At 72.0% G+C, this 19,154-nt stretch carries 16 protein-coding genes and 1 tRNA gene; 3 read left to right on the forward strand and 14 right to left on the reverse strand.

The window, feature by feature from the left end:
- Positions 1–27: 27 nt before the first annotated feature.
- The 13 genes from H629_RS0100815 to H629_RS0100875 all read right to left on the reverse strand — a co-directional run bounded on the left by H629_RS0100815 (position 28) and on the right by H629_RS0100875 (position 14,806).
- Complete coding sequence (locus H629_RS0100815; protein ID WP_024355460.1) at positions 28–573, reverse strand: GNAT family N-acetyltransferase; 546 nt, start codon at positions 571–573, stop codon at positions 28–30.
- A 214-nt stretch (positions 574–787) separates the two neighbouring features.
- On the reverse strand, positions 788–1,861 hold the full coding sequence (prfA, locus tag H629_RS0100820; RefSeq protein ID WP_024355461.1) for a peptide chain release factor 1: 1,074 nt from the start codon (positions 1,859–1,861) through the stop codon (positions 788–790).
- On the reverse strand, positions 1,861–3,795 hold the full coding sequence (rho, locus tag H629_RS0100825; RefSeq protein WP_024355462.1) for a transcription termination factor Rho: 1,935 nt from the start codon (positions 3,793–3,795) through the stop codon (positions 1,861–1,863). Before rho ends, prfA begins: the two co-directional genes overlap by 1 nt.
- Positions 3,796–3,985: 190 nt before the next feature.
- Positions 3,986–4,951 (reverse strand): homoserine kinase, encoded by a 966-nt coding sequence (gene thrB / locus H629_RS0100830; RefSeq protein WP_024355463.1) that lies wholly within the window; start codon positions 4,949–4,951, stop codon positions 3,986–3,988.
- Entirely contained in the window at positions 4,948–6,267 is a 1,320-nt protein-coding gene (locus H629_RS0100835) for a homoserine dehydrogenase (protein ID WP_024355464.1), read from the reverse strand. Before H629_RS0100835 ends, thrB begins: the two co-directional genes overlap by 4 nt.
- Before the next feature lie 91 nt (positions 6,268–6,358).
- Positions 6,359–7,807, reverse strand: coding sequence for a diaminopimelate decarboxylase (gene lysA / locus H629_RS0100840; protein WP_024355465.1), 1,449 nt, complete (start codon positions 7,805–7,807; stop codon positions 6,359–6,361).
- A gap of 170 nt (positions 7,808–7,977) precedes the next feature.
- Entirely contained in the window at positions 7,978–8,742 is a 765-nt protein-coding gene (locus H629_RS0100845) for a hypothetical protein (protein WP_024355466.1), read from the reverse strand.
- A 19-nt stretch (positions 8,743–8,761) separates the two neighbouring features.
- Positions 8,762–10,432, reverse strand: coding sequence for an arginine--tRNA ligase (gene argS, locus H629_RS0100850; protein WP_024355467.1), 1,671 nt, complete (start codon positions 10,430–10,432; stop codon positions 8,762–8,764).
- A gap of 55 nt (positions 10,433–10,487) precedes the next feature.
- On the reverse strand, positions 10,488–12,158 hold the full coding sequence (locus H629_RS0100855; RefSeq protein ID WP_029746389.1) for an amidohydrolase: 1,671 nt from the start codon (positions 12,156–12,158) through the stop codon (positions 10,488–10,490).
- Positions 12,155–13,411 (reverse strand): cation:proton antiporter domain-containing protein, encoded by a 1,257-nt coding sequence (locus H629_RS0100860; RefSeq protein WP_024355469.1) that lies wholly within the window; start codon positions 13,409–13,411, stop codon positions 12,155–12,157. Before H629_RS0100860 ends, H629_RS0100855 begins: the two co-directional genes overlap by 4 nt.
- A gap of 76 nt (positions 13,412–13,487) precedes the next feature.
- Entirely contained in the window at positions 13,488–14,255 is a 768-nt protein-coding gene (locus tag H629_RS0100865; RefSeq protein ID WP_024355470.1) for a hypothetical protein, read from the reverse strand.
- A 123-nt stretch (positions 14,256–14,378) separates the two neighbouring features.
- Positions 14,379–14,451 (reverse strand) — tRNA-Arg (locus H629_RS0100870).
- A gap of 58 nt (positions 14,452–14,509) precedes the next feature.
- Positions 14,510–14,806, reverse strand: a complete 297-nt coding sequence (locus tag H629_RS0100875; RefSeq protein WP_024355471.1) for a metal-sensitive transcriptional regulator — start codon at positions 14,804–14,806, stop codon at positions 14,510–14,512.
- 106 nt (positions 14,807–14,912) lie between these two features.
- Here H629_RS0100875 and H629_RS0100880 point away from each other — a divergent pair, with 106 nt between their 5' ends.
- From H629_RS0100880 to H629_RS0100890, 3 genes are all read left to right on the forward strand, one after another.
- Positions 14,913–15,098, forward strand: coding sequence for a hypothetical protein (locus tag H629_RS0100880; protein WP_024355472.1), 186 nt, complete (start codon positions 14,913–14,915; stop codon positions 15,096–15,098).
- A 179-nt stretch (positions 15,099–15,277) separates the two neighbouring features.
- Positions 15,278–16,708, forward strand: coding sequence for an MBL fold metallo-hydrolase (locus H629_RS0100885; RefSeq protein ID WP_024355473.1), 1,431 nt, complete (start codon positions 15,278–15,280; stop codon positions 16,706–16,708).
- A gap of 121 nt (positions 16,709–16,829) precedes the next feature.
- Entirely contained in the window at positions 16,830–17,252 is a 423-nt protein-coding gene (locus H629_RS0100890; protein ID WP_051137757.1) for a rhodanese-like domain-containing protein, read from the forward strand.
- A gap of 461 nt (positions 17,253–17,713) precedes the next feature.
- Here the strand turns inward: H629_RS0100890 and H629_RS0100900 are convergent, their stop codons facing one another.
- Positions 17,714–19,132, reverse strand: coding sequence for an MFS transporter (locus H629_RS0100900; protein ID WP_024355475.1), 1,419 nt, complete (start codon positions 19,130–19,132; stop codon positions 17,714–17,716).
- Between the last annotated feature and the right edge of the window lie 22 nt (positions 19,133–19,154).

The following is a 19,154-nucleotide window of genomic DNA, read 5'->3' on the forward strand; positions in this document are numbered from 1 at the left end:
CCGGGTGTCGGCCGCGCTGCGGCGGGGTCAGTCGCGGGGCGGCAGCGGCGGGCCGTCGGGGAAGTCGCTGCGGGTGAGATCCATGAAGAGGGCGTCTTCGAGGTGCCCGCCCGGGCGCACCTGGTAGTCGCGCAGCACTCCGATGCGGCGGAAGCCGAGGCGCTCGTAGCTGCGGATCGCACCGTCGTTGTGGATGTTCGGGTCGAGCGTGATCCGCGTGATGCCGTCTGCGAATTCCTCGCGGATCGCGAGCGCCAGGGCCTCTTCGCCGATGCGGCGTCCGCGGTAGGCGGTGCTCAGGAAGATGTGGATCACCGTGGTGGGGTATTCGGCGTCGCTGCCGCGCAGCACGAACATCGCGCCGACGCACTGCCCCTCGACCTCGATGATGCGCGCGGTGTCGGGGTGGTCGATGATCTCCTCCTGCACGCGCTCGGGCGTGTAGCCGACCCACCACACGGCCACCTCGGGCTCGCTGAGGATCGAGAGGAGGGGCGCGGCGTCGGCGGCCTGCGGGGCGCGAAGCGTGACGAGCGGCCCCGAGACGGGGGTGAAGGACGATGCTGTGGTCATGGCATCAGCGTAACGCTCGCAGACCCGCCTGAACAACGTTTTTCTCCGTCGTCTCAGGCATATTTCACTCATTTCGAAGAGATCATCGCGATCTGATTCGAAATTCGTCGGAATGGTTCGGTTGACGCACCTCTGCTCCCCCTCCCCCGAAACGACGAACGGCGCCGACCGCCCGTCCCGAAGGATGAGCGGTCGGCGCCGTCGCGGCTTCGGGCTACTGCCCGAGCGCCTGCAGTCGGTCTTCCTCGTCCATGCGGATGCAGGAGACGATGACGGGCTCGAGCGCGCCGTTCATGACGTGATCGAGGTTGTACGCCTTGTACCCCGTGCGGTGATCCGCGATGCGGTTCTCCGGGAAGTTGTAGGTGCGGATGCGCTCGGAGCGATCCATGGTGCGGATCTGGCTCGAACGGTGGGCGCTGGCCTCGGCGGCTGCTTCCTCCTGCTGCTTCGCGAGCAGGCGGGCGCGCAGCACGCGCATGGCCGCCTCGCGGTTCTGCAGCTGCGACTTCTCGTTCTGCATCGCGACCACGATGCCCGTGGGCAAGTGGGTGATGCGCACCGCGGAGTCGGTCGTGTTGACCGACTGACCGCCGGGGCCCGAGGAGCGGTAGACGTCGATCTTGAGGTCGTTCTGGTTGATCTCGACCTCTTCGGGCTCATCGACCTCGGGGTACACGAGCACCCCGGTCGTGGAGGTGTGGATGCGCCCCTGCGACTCGGTGACCGGCACGCGCTGCACGCGGTGCACGCCCCCCTCGTACTTGAGGTGCGCCCACACGCCCTGCGACGGATCGCTCGCGTTCGACTTGATCGCGAGCTGCACGTTCTTGTAGCCACCGAGGTCGCTCTCGTCCTTCTCGAGGATCTCGGTCTTCCAGCCCTTCGACTCCGCATAGTGCATGTACATGCGCAGCAGGTCGGCGCCGAAGAGCGCCGACTCGGCGCCGCCCTCGCCGCCCTTGATCTCGAGGATCACGTCGCGGGCATCGTCCGGGTCGCGCGGGATCAGCAGGCGGCGCACCTTCTCCTGCGCCTCGGCGAGCCCCTGCTCGAGCGCGGGGATCTCCTCGGCGAAGGCGTCGTCCTCCTTGGCCAGCTCGCGCGCGGCCTCGAGGTCGTCGCCGAGCTGCAGCCACTGCTCGTGGGCCGCCTTGATCTTGCTGAGCTCCGCGTAGCGGCGGTTCACCTTCTTCGCTCGCGCGGCATCGGCGTGCAGCGCGGGATCCGCGAGCTCGTCCTGCAGCCGAGCGTGCTCGGCGAGCAGCCCCTCGACCTGCTCGAACATCAGGCGCGGCCTCGCTGCAGCTCGGCCAGCAGCGCGGCGTTCGAAGCGGTGGCGCGCAGGCGCTCGGCGAGCTGCTCGGCGGCCTCGTCGTCGGCGGCGATGCGCGTGCGGAGCCCCGCGAGCACCGCGGCCTCGTCGGCACCCAGCATCGCGTCGACGTTGCGGGTGAGCGACGACGCGAGATCGACGGCGGGGATCGCGCCGGGCGCGCCCTTCTCGAAGCGGATCTCGCTGTTGGCGATGGCGCGCGCCTCGCGCAGCAGCATCTTGTCGGCGTCGATCCCGGTCTTCGTCTGCACCGTGGCGAGCACGGTGAGCGAGCCCGCGTTCTCGACGTTGCGGGCGGCTGCGAGGAGACGCTTGATCTGGCCGAGCGCGAACTCGTCGATCTCGTCGAGCGCGGGGCGGGCCGAGGCGTGCTGAGCCTGCGCGTAGGCGCGGGCGAAGCGGTTCAGCGAGTCGACGAGCACGACCACGTCGTGCCCGAGCTCGACGAGGCGCTTGGCGCGGTCGATCGCGAGCTCGGCGACGGTGGCCTGATCCTCGGCGGGACGGTCGAAGCTGGCCGCCACGACCTCTCCGGCGATGGTGCGCTGCAGGTGGGTGATCTCCTCGGGCTGCGCGTTCGCGAGCACGACCATGAGGTGCGCGTCGGGCCGGTTCGCGGTCACGGCCTGGGCGAGCTCGACGAGCACCGAGGTGCCGTGGGCCGACGCGGGCAGCACGAGCAGGCCGCGCTGGCCGAGGCCGACGGGGGCCGCGATGTCGATGGCGCGGCCGAGCTGCCGGTCCTGAGCGGTCTCGAAGCGGAGGCGCTCCTGCGGGAACACCGGGGTGAGATCGGCGATGTCGGCGCGCTGCTCGTTCTCCTCGGCGGTGCGGCCATTGACGGTGTCGACCTTCACGATGGCGTTGTACTTCTGGCGACCGCCGGCATCGCCCTCGCGGGGCTGGCGGATCGCGCCGACCACGGCGTCGCCGCGGCGGAGGCCGTACTTCTTGACCTGGCCGAGCGAGACGTAGACGTCGCTCGTGCCCGGCAGGTAGCCGCTCGTGCGCACGAAGGCGTAGTTGTCGAGCACGTCGAGGATGCCCGCGACGGGCAGCAGCACGTCGTCCTCGGTGATCTCCGGCTCGAGGTCGTCGTTCTGGCCGCGGCGCTTGCGGTCGCGCTGACGGGTGCGGGTCGAGCGCGAGGCGGAGTCGCCCTTGCCCTGGCCGTTCTGACCGTTCTGACCGTTCTTGTCGCCGCCCTGGTTCTGACCGCGTCCCTTGGTCTCGTCGCTCTGCTCGGCGGTCTCGGCCGACTCGCCGTTCTCGTTCTTCTGCCCGCGGGTGCGGCGGTTGCGGCCGCGGCCGCCCTTCTCGTTCTCACCATCGGCATCGGCCTTCGCGGCCTCGGCCGGGGCCTCGCCCTGAGCGGCGCCGCCCTGAGCCGGCTTGAGGCCCCTCGACTGGGAGCCTTCGGACGTCTGCTCGGCGCCGTTCTCGGCGGGCGCGTCGTTCGCGGTGTCGGCCTGCGGTGCCGCCTCCGAAGCCTGCGCCCGGCGAGAGCGGCCGCGCTTGGCGGGGGCCGCTTCGGAGTCCTCGGCCGCCTCGGCCGGAGCGGTCGCCGCGGCAGCCGGCGCCTCCGCAGCGGGAGCCTCGGCCGCGGTCTCGGCCGGAGCCTCCTCCGCAACCTTCTTGCGGCTGCGCGTCGCACGCTTCTTCGGCGCCTCGGCCGGAGCCTCACCCGCATCGGCGGCCGGAGCAGCCGGCGCCTCCGCAGCGGGAGCCTCGGCGGGGGCCGCCGCCTCGGCGGGAGCCGACACGGCCGTGGCGGCCTCGCTCGTGGCGCCCGCCGCGGCGGTCACCCGACGCGAAGCGCGGCGACGCACAGGAGCGGTCTCCTCGGCTGCGGGGGCGGTGTTCGTCTCTTCGACGTTCGATTCCATCGTTCTTCCTTTCGGAACGCCGCGGAGCCGGCGTGCGCGTTCGGCGCAGCCCATCCGCGGTGATGCACAGAATGTGCTTCGGGGATCACCGGACCTGTCGTCTCGGTGAGGGAACGATCCACCGGCCCTTGCGGGAGAGCAGCGGGCGGAGACGGTGCACCGCCGACTGCTCTGCCCCTCCGCACGAGTGCTAGGCGGGGATCGCCTCCACTGTAGCACCCTTCGTGTCGACGGCCAGGATGAGCGCGCGCCAGTCGGCGTGCTCGGCCTCGACGAGGTCGACCGCGCGCAGGCGATCGGCCGGGCCGTTCGAGAGCACCAGGATCGAGGGGCCCGCACCCGAGACCACGGCCGGATGCCCCGCCTCGCGCAGCTCGCGGATCAGGTCGCGGGTGGCGGGCATGGCGTCGCCGCGGTAGTTCTGGTGCAGCCGGTCCTCGGTGGCCTCGAGCAGGAGCTCGGGGCTCTGGGTGAGCGCCGCGATGAGCAGCGCGGACCGCGACACGTTGAAGACGGCGTCTTCGTGCGGCACCTGCTTCGGCTGCAGGCTGCGCGCGAGCTCAGTCGACATCGTGAAGCCGGGCACGAGCACCAGGGGCGCGACACCGCGGTGCACCATGAGCCGCTTGAAGCGGGGGCCGTCGGGCGTGGTCCAGGCGATCGTGAGGCCGCCGAACAGCGCCGGCGCGACGTTGTCGGGGTGTCCCTCGAGCTCGGTCGCGAAGCCGAGCAGCTGCTCCTCGCTCAGCTCGACCGGATCGACCGGGTCGCTCTGCAGCAGCCCCGCCGCGATCATGACGCCCGCGACGATCGCCGATCCCGACGAGCCCATGCCGCGGCCGTGCGGGATGCGGTTGTGCGCGGTGACATCGAGCCCGGGCACCGGGCGCCCCAGACGCTCGAAGACGTGCGCGGCGGAGCGCACCACGAGGTTGGAGGCGTCGGTGGGCACTTCGCCCTCCCCCACGCCCGACACCTGCACGGTCGCACCGGGGGCCTCGCGCACGACGGCCGTCAGCTCGTCGCCGTGGGCGAGCGCGATGCCGAGCGTGTCGAAGCCGGGGCCGAGGTTGGCGCTGGTGGCCGGCACCCGCACCCGCACACCGCGGCCGATTCCGGCCGTACCGCCGGCACCGTTCGCCGTCGCGCCGCTCACGCCTTGCCCTCCAGGCGCAGTACGCTGGTGACCTCGATCACCATGTCGGAGGAGCGCAGCGCCTCGACCGTCGCCGCCAGATCCGCTTCGCGGGCCGTGTGCGTGCCGATCACGAGCGCGGCCCGGGCCGTGTCGTCGTCGGCGCCCTGCTCGACCGTCTGCTCGACGCTCGCCGCCGAGACGCCGTGCTCGGCCAGGATGCCCGCGATCGTCGCGAGCACGCCGGGCCGGTCGCGCACCTCGAGCATCACCTGGTAGGCGGTGTTGACCTCGCCCACCGGCAGGATCGGGAGGTCGGCGTGCTGCGTGCCGGGGATGCCGGGGCCGCCCGCCACGTGACGCCGCGCCGCCGATACGAGGTCGCCGAGCACGGCCGAGGCGGTCTCCACGCCGCCCGCGCCCGCGCCGTAGAACATGAGCTCACCGGCGGCCTCGGCCTCGACGAACACGGCGTTCTTGCCCTCGTGCACCGCGGCCAGCGGGTGCTCGCGGCTGATGAGCGCGGGGTAGACGCGCGCCGAGACGCCGTCGGTGCCGTCAGCCGCGGTGATCCGCTCGGCGATCGCGAGCAGCTTGATGACGTAGCCGGCGTGCTTCGCGGCTTCGATCTGCTCGGCCGTGACCGAGGTGATGCCCTCGCGGTAGACCGCGTCGACCGGCACATCGGTGTGGAACGCGATGCTCGCGAGGATGGTGGCCTTCTGCGCGGCGTCGTATCCCTCGACGTCGAGGGTCGGATCGGCCTCGAGGAAGCCGAGCTCGCTCGCCACCCGCATCGCATCCTCGGCGCTGTCGCCGAAGCGGTCCATGCGGTCGAGGATGTAGTTGGTCGAACCGTTGACGATGCCCATGACTCGCGTCACGTGGTCGCCGGCGAGGCTCCACCGCAGCGGCCGGATGATGGGGATCGCACCGGCCACCGCGGCCTCGTAGGAGAGCTGCGCGCCCACCTGCTCGGCGGCGTCCGACAGCTCGGGGCCGTGCGCGGCGATCAGCGCCTTGTTCGCGGTGACCACGTCGGCGCCGCCCTGCAGCGCCTGCAGGATGAGGGTTCGGGCCGGCTCGATGCCGCCCATCAGCTCGACCACGATGTCGGCGCCCTGCACCAGGCGCTCCGCGTCGGTGGTGAAGAGCTCGGCGGGCAGTTCGACGTCGCGCTTCGCATCGAGGCTGCGCACCGCGATCCCGGCCAGCGTGAGGCGCGCGCCGACGCGCGCGGCGAGCTCATCGCCGTGCTCGATGATGAGCCGGGCCACCTGTGCGCCGACCGAGCCGCAGCCCAGCAGCGCGACCCGCAGGTCACGGTACTCGTTCACTTCGTATCTCCGTTTCGTTCGGGATTCTGTTCAGCTGTCAAGGTTCGGGGCCGCCTGACCGTGGGATCAGTCTGCTGGCGACCACCGACATTCACGGGGCGGGAGCCGGGAACACGCTCTTGGCGAGCAGCTCGTCCTCGGTCTCGCCGCGCACGATGAGGCGCGACGCGCCCTCCCGTACCGCCACCACCGGGGGCCTCGGCACGTAGTTGTAGTTGCTCGCGAGCGACCAGCAGTAGGCCCCCGTCGCCGCCACAGCGAGGGTGTCGCCCGGGCGCACATCGCCCGGCAACAGGTCGCGCGGCACGACGATGTCGCCCGATTCGCAGTGCTTGCCGACCACCCGCACGAGCGCAGGCTCGGCGTCGCTCTCGCGGTTCGCGATCCGCACCTGGTAGTCGGCGCCGTAGAGCGCCGGACGGGCGTTGTCGCTCATTCCGCCGTCGACGCTCACGTAGAGCCGGGTGTCGCTGCCGAGATCGGCAGGATCGGCCGCCGCGTCGGAACCGGCGAGCGCCACCGCCTTCGTCGTGCCCACCGTGTAGAGCGTCACCCCGGCCTGACCGATGATCGAGCGCCCGGGCTCGAAGGCGAGCTTCGGCACGGCGACGCCGAACTCCCGCGCGCTGTCGGCCACGATGTCGGCGAGCTCGCGCGCGATGTCGGCGACGGCCGGCGCCTCGTCGGCCTCGGCGCTGGTGTAGGCGATGCCGAAGCCGCCGCCGAGGTTCAGCTCGGGGATGGGCGCGCCCGCCAGGCGCTCCAGCTCGGGGTAGGCGCCGAGCAGGCGGCGAGCCGACTCGCGGAAGCCGTCGGTCGCGAAGATCTGGGAGCCGATGTGGCAGTGCAGGCCGACGAACTCGAGGCTGTCGTGGGCGAGGATCGCCGCGACGAGGCGAGGGGCCTCCGCGAGCGGCTGGCCGAACTTCTGATCCTCGTGCGAGGTCGCGAGGAAGTCGTGCGTCGAGGCGTGCACGCCGCTGTTCACCCGCAGGCGCACGCGCTGCCGACGGCCGGCGGCGCTCGCCGCCGCCGCGATCCGCTCGGTCTCGATCTCGCTGTCGATGATGATCGTGCCGACTCCGGCCTCCACCGCGCGCACGATCTCGCGCTCCGACTTGTTGTTGCCGTGGAAGCCGATGCGGGCCGGGTCCACCCCGGCCGCGAGCACGACCGCGAGCTCTCCCCCGCTCGCGACGTCGAGAGCCAGGCCCTCCTCCTCCATCCAGCGCGCGACCTCCACGCAGAGGAACGCCTTGCCCGCGTAGTAGACGGTCGCCTCGGTGCCGATCCGCTCCGCCTCGCGCTGCAGCGCCTCGCGCACCTCGCGGGCGCGCCCCCGGGCGGCTTCCTCGTCGATGACGTAGAGCGGCGAGCCGTGCTTCGCGGTGAGCTCCGCGGCGCGGATCCCCCCGAGCTTGAGGGCGCCGCACCGGCTGCCGCGACGGGCGGACGGCGGGAACACCCGGGGATCGATGGCGTTCGCGTCGAGGCGCGCGTCGACCGGCGCGGATTCGGCGCGCAGCTGCGGCTCGGTCATCAGTGGTTTCCTCGGCTGTCAGATACGGTGTCGTGCGAACGCTCGCGAAGGCGTGCACCTCTGGCGAGCGGACCCGGATTGGCCCCTGAAGCCGTGCGAACGGAGGTCTCCCTCGGAACGGACCCGCTCAGTCTAGCGAATCAGCCATGCCGCGCGCGCCGAGCGACGTCTCAGGCGCAGCTGCCGTTCTCGCGCTGCTGCTCGTCCGAGACGATGCCGGGAGCCAGATCGGCGCTGATGGTTGCCGATCCGGTGCTCGACAGCGTGATGCCGGTGAGCTCGACGCCCCGCGGCAGCTGGTCGCGCACGCACAGCACCTGCGGTCGGAGCAGCGGATCGAGCAGGCCGCCGGCGGCCTGCGTCAGCTGATCCGCGCTGAGGTCGAGCCCCGCGGCGGTCACGCCGCGCGGTTCGATCTCGATCTCGCCGGCCCCCGCGACCGCCACGCCCAGCTTCGCCGAGAGCGGCACGGGCTGGCCGAAGAGGTCGATCGAGCGCCCCACCACGAGCGAGCCGTCCTGCACCTCCCCCGTCTGGGCCACGCCCTGGGTGACGAGGTTCACCACGGGACCGAGCTGCTCACGGTCGACCCGCAGCGACACCGACGCACCCCGGATCTCACCCGCCATGGGGTTGAAGGGAACGAGCGCGGCGTGCACCGTCGCGTCGGCCTTGACGCCCTCGATGAGAGGAGCGTCCGGCACCGTCACCGTCACATCGCCCACGCCGCCGCGGAAGGCGTTGAGCAGCGCGGATCCGCCCAGCGAGACCTCCACCGGATGATCCGCCGTGAGCCCCAGGCCCACGCGGGCAGCGCTGCGGATCGTGTCGGGCACGATCAGGCGCAGCGCGACCTCGGCCGCACCTGCGAGCAGCACCACCGCGATGAGCACGCCCAGCAGCCGGGTCCACCAGCGGGGCTTCCGCTCGCTCATCTCCCTCGCCCGTCCGGTTTCAGAGGCGCTCGGGGGCCGAGACGCCGAGCAGGTCGAGGCCGTTGCGCAGCACCTGACCCGCGGCGTCGTTCAGCCAGAGGCGGGTGCGGTGCAGGTCCTCGACGGGCTCCTCGCCCATCGGGATCACGCGGCAGTTGTCGTACCAGCGGTGGTACGCGGCGGCGAGCTCCTCCAGGAAGCGGGCGATGCGATGCGGCTCGCGCAGCTCGGCGGCGCCCGCGACGATGCCCGGGTACTGCTGCAGCTTGCCGAGCAGATCGGCCTCCGTGGGGTGCGTGAGCAGTTCGGGCGCGAAAGCGCTGCGGTCGACGCCCGCTGCGGCCGCGTTGCGGTCGACGGCGCAGGTGCGGGCGTGCGCGTACTGCACGTAGAAGACCGGGTTGTCGTTGGTGCGGCTGCGCAGCTTCTCGCCGTCGAGCGCCAGCGGCGAGTCGGCGGGGTAGCGCGCCAGCCAGTAGCGCAGCGCGTCGCTGCCGAGCCACTCGAGCAGGTCGTCGAGCTCGATGATGTTGCCCGCGCGCTTCGAGAGGCGCGCGCCGTTGAGGTTCACGAGCTGGCCGATCAGCACCGTGATGTCGGTCTCGATGTTGTCGCCGGCCGCGCCCGCGATCGCGGTGAGACGGCCGATGTAGCCGTGGTGATCGGCGCCGAGCAGGTAGATCTTCTCGCCGAAGCCGCGGTCCATCTTCGACAGGTAGTAGGCCGCGTCGGCCGCGAAGTAGGTGTAGATGCCGTTGCCGCGGGTGAAGACGCGATCCTTGTCGTCGCCGAAGTCGGTGGTGCGCACCCAGACGGCGTCGTCCTCGTCGAAGACGTGCCCCTGCTCGCGCAGGCGGTCGATCGCGGCCTCGATGGGGCTCTTGCCGCCGTCCTCGGCGGGGGCGTGCAGCGTGCGCTCCGAGAAGAACACGTCAAAGTGCACGTTGAAGCGCTCCAGCGAGTCCTGGATCTCGGCGAGCTGCAGCTGGTAGGCGAGCTCCTGGGCCTGCTCGAGCGCAGCTGCGCGGTCGTTCGCGGCGAGCTCCGCAAGGCCCGGGATCTGCTCGCGCACGCGTGCGCCGAGCGACTGGATGTACTCGCCCGGGTAGGCGTCCTCGGGCGCGTCCTCGCCGAGGGCCGCGGCCAGCACGGAGCGGCCGAACTTGTCCATCTGCGCGCCCGCGTCGTTGATGTAGTACTCGCTCGTGACCTCGGCACCGGCGGCGCGCAGCACCCGCGCCGTCGAGTCGCCGAGCGCCGCCCAGCGGGTGTGGCCCATGTGCAGCGGCCCCGTGGGGTTCGCGCTCACGAACTCGAGGTTGATGTGCTGGCCGGCCAGCGCGTCGCCGCGGCCGTAGGCCTCGCCCTGCTCGACCACGCGGCGCGCAGTCTCGCCGGCGCTGGCGGCGTCGAGCGTGATGTTGATGAAGCCGGGGCCCGCGATCTCGGCCTTCGCGACGCCGTCGATCTCGGCGGTGCGCGCCACGATCTCCTCGGCGAGCTCGCGCGGGTTCGTGCCGATGCGCTTCGCGAACTTCATGGCGGCGTTCGAGGCCCAGTCGCCGTGCTCGCGGTTCTTGGGTCGCTCCACCTGCGTGTCCTGCTCGGTGACCTCGATGTCGGCGCCTCGGGCGGCGACGATGTCGGTCAGGATGCGGGCGAGGGCGCTGGCGAGTTCTTGAGGCGTCACAAGCGCCCAGTCTACCCGTCGAACGGCCGCCGCCTCCGCGCGGCGGGCCCGGCGCTCAGGCGCCGTGACGGGAGTGCACCCGGCGGCCCTCGATCCAGGTCTCGTCGACGACGGCCGTGTGCAGCTCGGCGGCGTCGATGGCGAAGAGATTTCGATCGAGGATCGCGAGGTCGGCGAGCGCTCCCGGCCGGAGCCGGCCCGTGACGTGGTCGAGGTGGTTCACGCGCGCGGTGCCCGCGGTGTAGGCGTTCACGGCCTGGGCGACGGTGAGCGCCTGCGTCTCGCCCAGCGGCGCCGCCGCGGAGCCGGGCCGCCGCCGGTTCACGGCCACGTGGATCGCCTGCACGGGATCCGGCGACGACACCGGCCAGTCGCTGCCTGCGGCGAGCGGTGCTCCGGCCGCCGCGAGCGCGGCGAAAGGGTACAGGGTCGCTTCGACGCCGTCGGGGAGGAACGGGATGACCAGCTCGTCGAGCTGCGGATCGTGCGCCGCCCACAGCGGCTGCAGGTTCGCGGTCGCGCCCAGTGCCGCGAAGCGTGCCAGGTCCGACTCGGCCACGGTCTCGAGGTGGGCGAGGTGGTGGCGCAGATCGTGATCGCCGTTCGCGCGCCGCGCGTGCGCCAGCGCGTCGAGCGCGTCTGTGACCGCCCGGTCGCCGAGCGCGTGGAAGTGCAGCTGCATGCCGCCGGCGTCGATCGCGGCGACGAACTCGGCCAGCTGCTCGGACGGGAAGAAGGCGATGCCGGTGCTGGCCGTCGGCGCCCCTGCGGCGTCGCGGTAGTGGCCGTGCATCGCGGCGGTGCGGCTCTCCGCGACGCCGTCGACCATGATCTTCACGGTGCCGAGCGAGAAGCGCTCGGGCGGGTGCAGGGCCGCCACCGCGTCACGGCGCTCGATCAGACTCGCGAGCTGCGCGAGACCCGCGCCGCGATCCCACCACTGCGCCCCGCGCACGCGCGCGATCAGGGTGCCCTCGGCGAGCGCCCGCAGGTAGACCGGCAACGTGTCGGGGCGGCCCATGAGGCTGCCGATGGCCGCGTCCTGCCAGGCCGTCACACCGAGCGCGAGCATGCGCCGCTGGGCTTCGAGGAGACCTGCGTAGGCATCCTCCTCGGAGGGCTTCGCCCGCACCGCGTCGAACAGGAACATGGCGCCGTCGTGCATCGTGCCGGCGGGGGTGCCGTCGGCCTCGCGCTCGAAGCGGCCGTCGGGCGGATCGGGGGTGCCCGCGTCGATGCCGGCGGCGGTGAAGGCGCGCGTGTTCGCCCAGGCGCTGTGATGATCGCGATTCTCGAGGAGCACGGGACGATCCGGCACGATCGCGTCGAGCAGCCCGCGCGTGGGTGTGCCGCCGGGGAACGCGTCCATCGACCAACCCGCGCCGATGATCCACTCCCGTTCCGGGTTCGCCTCGGCGTAGGCCCGGATGGCGGCGAGCGCGGCCTCGGCGTCGTCGCAGGCGGAGAGATCGCAGCCGAGCAGCTCGATGCCCGCGATCACAGGGTGCGCGTGGGCGTCCTGGAAGCCCGGCAGCAGCAGCCGCCCGTCGAGATCGACGCGCTGCGCGGCCCGGGACGCGAGGCGTGCGACCTCCTCGGCGTCGCAGCTGAGGATGCGGCCCCCGCCGACCGCGAGGCCTCCCGCCCGCGGTCCCGCCTCGTGGCCGGTGTGGATCCAGCCGTTCTCGAACACGGCGTCGACGGCCGGCAGCTCTGCGAGGCTCATGCGGGTTCCTCTCCGACCGTCGCGGGCCGCGCGCGCGGCGGGGCGCTCCGCCAGCCGAGCGCCGGCACGAGCCGCGATCCGAGCACCCCGTGCAGCAGCACGCTGCCGAGCACGGTGACGACCATGACGTAGAGCACCGTGCTCGCGGAGTCGTCGTCGAGCGCATTGAAGGCGAGCAGCCCGAACATGATGGTCGAGGTGCCCCGCGGCCCCAGCACGCCGAGCGTGACGCGGTCCCGCCCGGTGGATCGGCTGCCGAGGAGGGCGAGCAGCACGGGCACGACCCGCAGCAGCGTGAGCGCGAGCAGGCCGTAGAGCAGGGCCGCCCAGTCGAGCGGGGCGAGGAAGACGAGCACCGCCGCCGCTCCGAACACGAACCACATGACCAGTGAGGAGAGCACGCCGATCTCGTCGAGCAGCGAGACCTCCTCGCGCATCACCTCGTCGCCCGAGGGTGCCCGCCCGACGCGGGCGCTCTTGTAGGCGATGCCGGCGAGGAAAGCTGCCAGGAAGCCGTTGCCGTGCAGCGCGGTGGCCCCGCCGTAGACGATGATCGGCAGCAGCGCCGTTCCCAGCCGGACGCCGTGCGTCGACGCCCACCCGCGCGCCACCGACGCGCGAGCGAGCACGCCGGCGAGCAGCCCGGTGCCGGCGCCGACGAGCACCGCGAAGCCGATCTCGGGGATCGCGTGCTCCACGACGTCGAGCAGCGACTGCTGCTGCGTCGGCGCCGAAGCGGCGATCAGCGCCACCGCGAAGAGCGGCGAGCGGATCGCATCGGCGTAGCCGCTCTCCACGGTGAGGCTGTGGCGCAGCCGCCTCGGGACCCGGGAGTCGCGCAGCAGCTCCCCCGCGGGCGCGAAGTCGACCGGCATCACGACAAGGGCGACGATCAGCACCACCTGCAGCGACGAACCGCCGAGGAGCGGGATCCCGCACAGCACCGCGAGCACGAGCGACAGCGGGAGCGCGATCCCGAGCAGCCGGGCCACGATCCCCCGCTCGCCCGCCAGGAAGCCGCCCCGCACCTCCGTGGCGTCGACGAACAGGATCACCGCGAGGATGAGTTCGACGGAGCGCTCCGCGAGGTCGGTGTTGAGCCCGGCGACCAGCTCGCCCGAGACCGCGAAGCCCGCGACGAGGCCGAGCGCCACCATCGAGACCGGGCCCGAGATCTGCCAGCGCCGCAGCCGGTCGCTCAGCAGCGACCACACCAGGATCGCGAGCATCGCTGCGATGATGAGGCCGGTCATGTGCCAACTCTAGAGGATCGGAGGGACGGGGCGACGGCTGATCCCGGGGGCCGCACGGCGATGCCGGAGCCGCGGATCAGCGGCCGCGCTCCTCCAGGTACTCGTCGACGTAGCGCCGCACCAGCGCGCGCAGCTCGGGATCGTCGAGCCGCGCACCTACGACCCCCGATCCGAGCGCCGCGCGATCCGGAATCGCGGCCTCGCGATCCTTCCACGCTTTCCGCTGCACGAGCGCCGCGATGATCACGATCGCCGCGGCGGTGAGCGCGAGGATCAGGATGCCGAGCTGCACCGGGGTGTCGAGCCAGCTCTGCGCGAGCGCCTCGATCGCCCAGGTGCCCGCAGCCGCGAGACCGGCGACGAAGGTCGCGATGTAGATGATCCTCAGCACCCGCTCGTCGCGGAGATAGCGGTATCCGAGCGAGAGGAAGCCGAGCACGACGAGAGCCACCAGCATGATGTGCGTGGCGGCGTCCACGTCGTTCAGCACGCCGAAGGGGGCCCGCTGCAGGTTCTCGTAGTCGACGCTGGAATCGAGGTAGTAGTCGTCGTCAGGCCAGAAGGTCACGAGCACGCCGAGCAGGAACGACACCGCGGTACCGATCCAGATGGTGCGCTTCAGCCACTCGTGCTGCGCGGCCAGCGAGGCGATGAGGTAGACGTCGGCGACGAAGATGCGCCAGGTGAGCGAGAAAGCCTGCGACTCCGCCAGCCCGAACAGCACGATGAACGCCATCGCGACGCCGGACGCCGCGAGCACGCCCACCAGCACCCAGAATCCCAGCCGGCGGCGGGATCCGCGCGCCGTCTCGGCCGCCGCGGCCGTCTCGTTCGCATCGCTCATGTCGGCCTCGCCCTCCGCGACGCGCGGGTGGCGCCGTCTGCACCGAGCATATCCACCCCCCGGAAACAGCAGCGGGCCGGTTGGGTGTTTACACCCAACCGGCCCGCTCGCGGCTGCTTTTCGTGCCCCCGGAGGGATTCGAACCCCCGACCTACGGTACCGGAAACCGGCGCTCTATCCCCTGAGCTACGGAGGCGAGCACTGGCAGCCGCGACTAGCCTAGCGCACTTCGGAGGGTCGCCCGCGCCACCGGTTCAGGCGAGCGACAGGAACAGCTTTTCGAGTTCGTCGGGCTGCGGCGAGCCCTCGGCGTCGGGGTTCAGCAGGCACTCCTTGAGCGACGACGAGATCACCAGGAACCCGGCGCGGTCGAGGGCTTTCGACACCGCGGCCAGCTGCTGCACCACGTCTCGGCAGTGCGCGTCCCCCTCGACGGCGTCGATCACCGCGGCGAGCTGCCCCTGCGCACGCTTGAGCCGGTTCACGACCTTCCGCTTGGCCTCGGGATCGTGCCCGAACACGGCCCCCTCGTCGATGCTCGCATCGCTCATGTCGCACCCCTCGCTCGAAATCGGACTTGACACCCATGATACCCCAGGGGGTATAGTGAATGCCATTAATACCCCCGGGGGTATTTTACGAACCGAGAGGAACCCCATGTGCCGTCCCACCCGATGCCGCGTCTGCGGCAAGACCACCTGGGCCGGCTGCGGCCAGCACGTCGCCGCCGTCAAAGCCTCAGTGCCCCGGAACGACTGGTGCGGCGGCACGCACACCGCAGCCGAGATCACCGCCGCGAAGGCATCGCGCGGCACCTTCCTCGCCCGCCTCTTCGGCCGCTGACCCGCTCCCCTCCCCGACCCGAAAGGACCACCGACCATGTGCGCACGCACCACCTGCCCCGACTGCGGCAAGCCCACCTGGGCCGGCTGCGGCAACCACATCGAGGACGCTCTCGCCGGCATCCCCGAACCCGACCGCTGCCACTGCGGCTGACACGAACAACCACCTGAGGAGGCACCATGCTGCTCGAACGCATCTACGACGAAGACCTCGCCCAGGCGAGCTACCTCATCGGCTGCCAGGCCCGCGGCGAAGCGCTCGTAGTCGACGCGCGCCGCGACATCGACGTCTATCTCGATCTCGCCGAGCGGCACGGCATGCGCATCGTCGCCGTCACCGAGACGCACATCCACGCCGACTACCTCTCGGGCACGCGTGAACTGGCGGCCGCCACCGGCGCGCAGATCCACGTCTCCGACGAGGGCGGCCCGGACTGGACCTACGGACCGGCCTTCGACGACGGCGACGAGCCCGCCGTGCGCATGAAACACGGTCACCGCATCGCGCTCGGCAACATCACCGCCGAAGCCGTGCACACCCCGGGCCACACCCCCGAGCACCTCTCCTTCCTCATCACCGACGGCGCGCAGAGCGACGAGCCGGGCTTCATGCTCACCGGCGACTTCGTCTTCGTCGGCGACCTCGGGCGCCCCGACCTGCTCGACGAGGCCGCCGGCGGCGTCGACACCCGCTTCCAGGGCGCGAAGGATCTCTTCGCGAGCCTGCGCGACCGCTTCCTCACCCTGCCCGACTACGTGCAGGTGCTGCCCGCCCACGGTTCCGGCTCGGCGTGCGGCAAGGCCCTCGGATCCATCCCCACGTCGACCGTCGGCTACGAGCGCAACTTCTCCTGGTGGGCGCCCCACCTCGCCGCCGACGACGAAGCCGGCTTCGTCGACGCGCTCCTGAGCGGGCAGCCCGACGCCCACGCCTACTTCGGTCGTATGAAGACGCAGAACCGGATCGGCCCAGCCATCATCGGCGAAGCGCCCGAACTCACCGAGTACACGACCGAACGCTTCGCCGCCGAACTCGCGGCCGACCGCGCGATCCTGGTCGACACCCGCCACCACCGCGATGTGCACGAGGGCACCGTGCCCCGCTCGCTCAACATCCCCGGCATCGCGAAGGCCGCGAGCTACGGCGCCTGGGTCTACGACCCCGAGACCGAGCAGCGCCCGCTCGTGCTGCTGAGCGGCTCGCGCGTCGAAGCCGAGATCATGCGCGACCACCTCGCGCGCGTCGGCATCGACGCCGTGCACGGCTTCATCACCTCGCTCGACGGCCTCGAACTCGCACAGCCGAAGCTCGTGCAGCCCGACGCGCTCGACCGTTTCGAGCGGGCCCTGCTGGTCGACGTACGCAACACGAGCGAGTACGCGGCGGGGCACCTGCCCGGTGCCGCCCAACTCTCGGGCGGACGCGTACTCTGGCACCAGGATCGGCTGCCCGCGAAGGGCGCAGGGCCGATCGTCGCCTATTGCCAGAGCGGCGTGCGCGGCAGCGTCGCGGCGAGTGCACTGCGACGCGCCGGCTACGACGTCGTCGAACTCGACGGCAGCTACCTCGGCTGGACGGCGATTCCCGGCAACGAGCCCGTCGTCGCCTAAGGCTCCCGCGCGGTGGGGCGCCTCCGGTCAGGGGCACCGTCTCCCGTCCGACGCCCCGCCCACGAGAATCAGAGCCCCGTACTTCCCTCATCCCGCTCACCTCCCCCAGGAAGACCCCCTCATGTCACGCACCGCCCTGCGCCCCAGGCACGCCCTGCACGCCGCGATCCGCCCCCTCAGTGCCATCCCCCTCGCGGCCGCGGCCCTGGCCCTCGGCCTGACCGCGTGCTCGCCCACCTCCGCGCCGAGCACCAGCCCGGTCGAGCTCGGCGCCGACACCGTGCTGCTCGACGTGCGCACCGCCCAGGAGTTCGCGGCGGGCCACGTCGAAGGAGCCCGGCTGATCGACTTCGCCGGCGGTAAGGTGCAAGACGCGATCCCGGCGCTCGACCCCGACGCCGACTACCTCGTCTACTGCCGATCGGGCAACCGTTCCGGCCAGGCCGTCGCCCTGATGGAGCAGGCGGGGTTCACGAGCGTCACCAACCTCGGCTCGGTCGAGCAGGCCTCGGCCGCGACCGGTTTGCCGATCGTCGCGGAATAGCGGATCGCGGCGGCAGCCCCCACAATGGAAGCTGCGATCCGCGACCGCGGAACCCCGACCGAAGGAGAACCGCCATGTGCCAGCGAGTGAGCTGCCAGAACTGCGAGAAGCCGAGCTGGGTGGGCTGCGGCGAGCACGTCGAAGAGGCCCTCGCCGGCGTGCCCGCCGCCGAGCGCTGCCGCTGCCCCCGCTGACGTCCGGCGTCCGCCTCTCAAGCACCGATCGACGCTCCTGCACCTCGATTCCCTGATTCGAGGTGCAGGAGCGTCGATCGGTGCTGTTGCGTGCCAGCGGACGCAGGAGGACGCGGCGAACCGACGGCGCGACGGCAGAGCGGCTGCCGGGCGGCAAGGCGCCTGCCGGGCGGCAGAGCGGCAGCCGGGCGGCAAGGCGGCAGCCACGCCGGGCGGCAGCCAGGCAGACCGAGGGCAAGGCAGCCCGGGCGGCGGAGGTCCGGCGCTCTAGCGGTCGTCGAGTGCCTGACCGCGCCGATCCACCAGCCCCCAGGCGGCGCCCGCCGCGATGAGGAAGAACACCGCGAAGACCGCGAACGTGAGGCCGGCGCCCCCGGCGACCAGCATCACCGGCACGACGAGCGGCGCCACGATGGAGGCGATCCGCCCCACCCCCGCCGCCCAGCCGGCGCCGGTGGCCCGCAGCGAGGTCGGGTAGATCTCAGGCGTTACGGCGTAGAGAGCGCCCCACGCACCCAGGTTGAAGAACGACAGCGCCATGCCGGAGGCGATGATCGCCGCCTCGGCGTGCACCGTACCGAACACCACCGCGGACGCCGCCGAACCGAGCAGGAACAGCGACAGCGTGAGCCGTCGCCCCCACACCTCGATGAGCCACGCCGCCACCGCGTAGCCGGGCAGCTGAGCGAGCGTGATGATGAGGGTGAAACCGAACGATCGCACGAGGTCGAAGCCGGCATCGACGAGGATGCTCGGGATCCAGATGAACGCGCCGTAGTAGGCGAAGTTCACGCAGAACCAGACCAGCCAGATCGACGCCGTGCGCAGACGGAACTCGGCCGACCAGAGCGCCGCGACCCGCGACCGCGCTCCGATCCTGCCCGCCGAAGGCACGGCGCCGGTCGCAGCGGACGCGGAGTGGGGCTGGGCCGCGGCGCCGTGCGCACCGCGCTCGACGTCGGCGCCGACGTCGCCGGCTGTTGCGGGCGCCGAGGACCGGGCGGAGCCTGCGGAGGCCTCGAACTGCGCGACGATCCGCTCGGCCTCGGCGGTGCGCCCGCGACCGGCGAGCCAGCGCGGAGACTCGGGCAGCCCCCAGCGCACGACGAGCGCGTACACGGCGGGGATCGCTCCCAGCGCGAAGGCCCAGCGCCAGCCGTTCTCGGAGGCGGGCACCACGAAGTAGCCGATGAGCGCCGCAGCGGTCCAGCCCACCGCCCAGAAGGCCTCGAGGATCACGATGAGCCGGCCCCGGATGCGGGCCGGGGCGAACTCGCTGACATAGGTCGAGGCCACCGGCAGCTCGGCCCCGAGCCCCAGGCCCACGAAGAAGCGCAGCACGAGCAGCAGCGCGATGCCGCCGACGAGCGCGCTGGCCCCCGTCGCCGCACCGTAGACGAGCAGCGTGATCGCGAACACCTGGCGGCGGCCGAGACGGTCGGCGAGCAGCCCGCCGAGGCTCGCACCGATCGCCATGCCGAGGAACCCCACCGACGCGATGAGGCCGCTCTCGCCCTTCGAGATGCCCCACTGCTGCACCAGCGCGGCGATGATGAACGAGATGAGTCCGACGTCCATCGCGTCGAGCGCCCAACCGAGGCCCGACCCCGTCAGCACGCGCCCGTGCTTGCGGGTGAAGGGCAGCGCGTCGAGGCGCTGCGAGAGGGAGGGGCCGGATTCGCTCATGATTCACATGTTAGAGGCGACC

Source organism: Leucobacter chironomi DSM 19883, from assembly GCF_000421845.1.
Classification (GTDB): Bacteria; Actinomycetota; Actinomycetes; order Actinomycetales; family Microbacteriaceae; genus Leucobacter; species Leucobacter chironomi.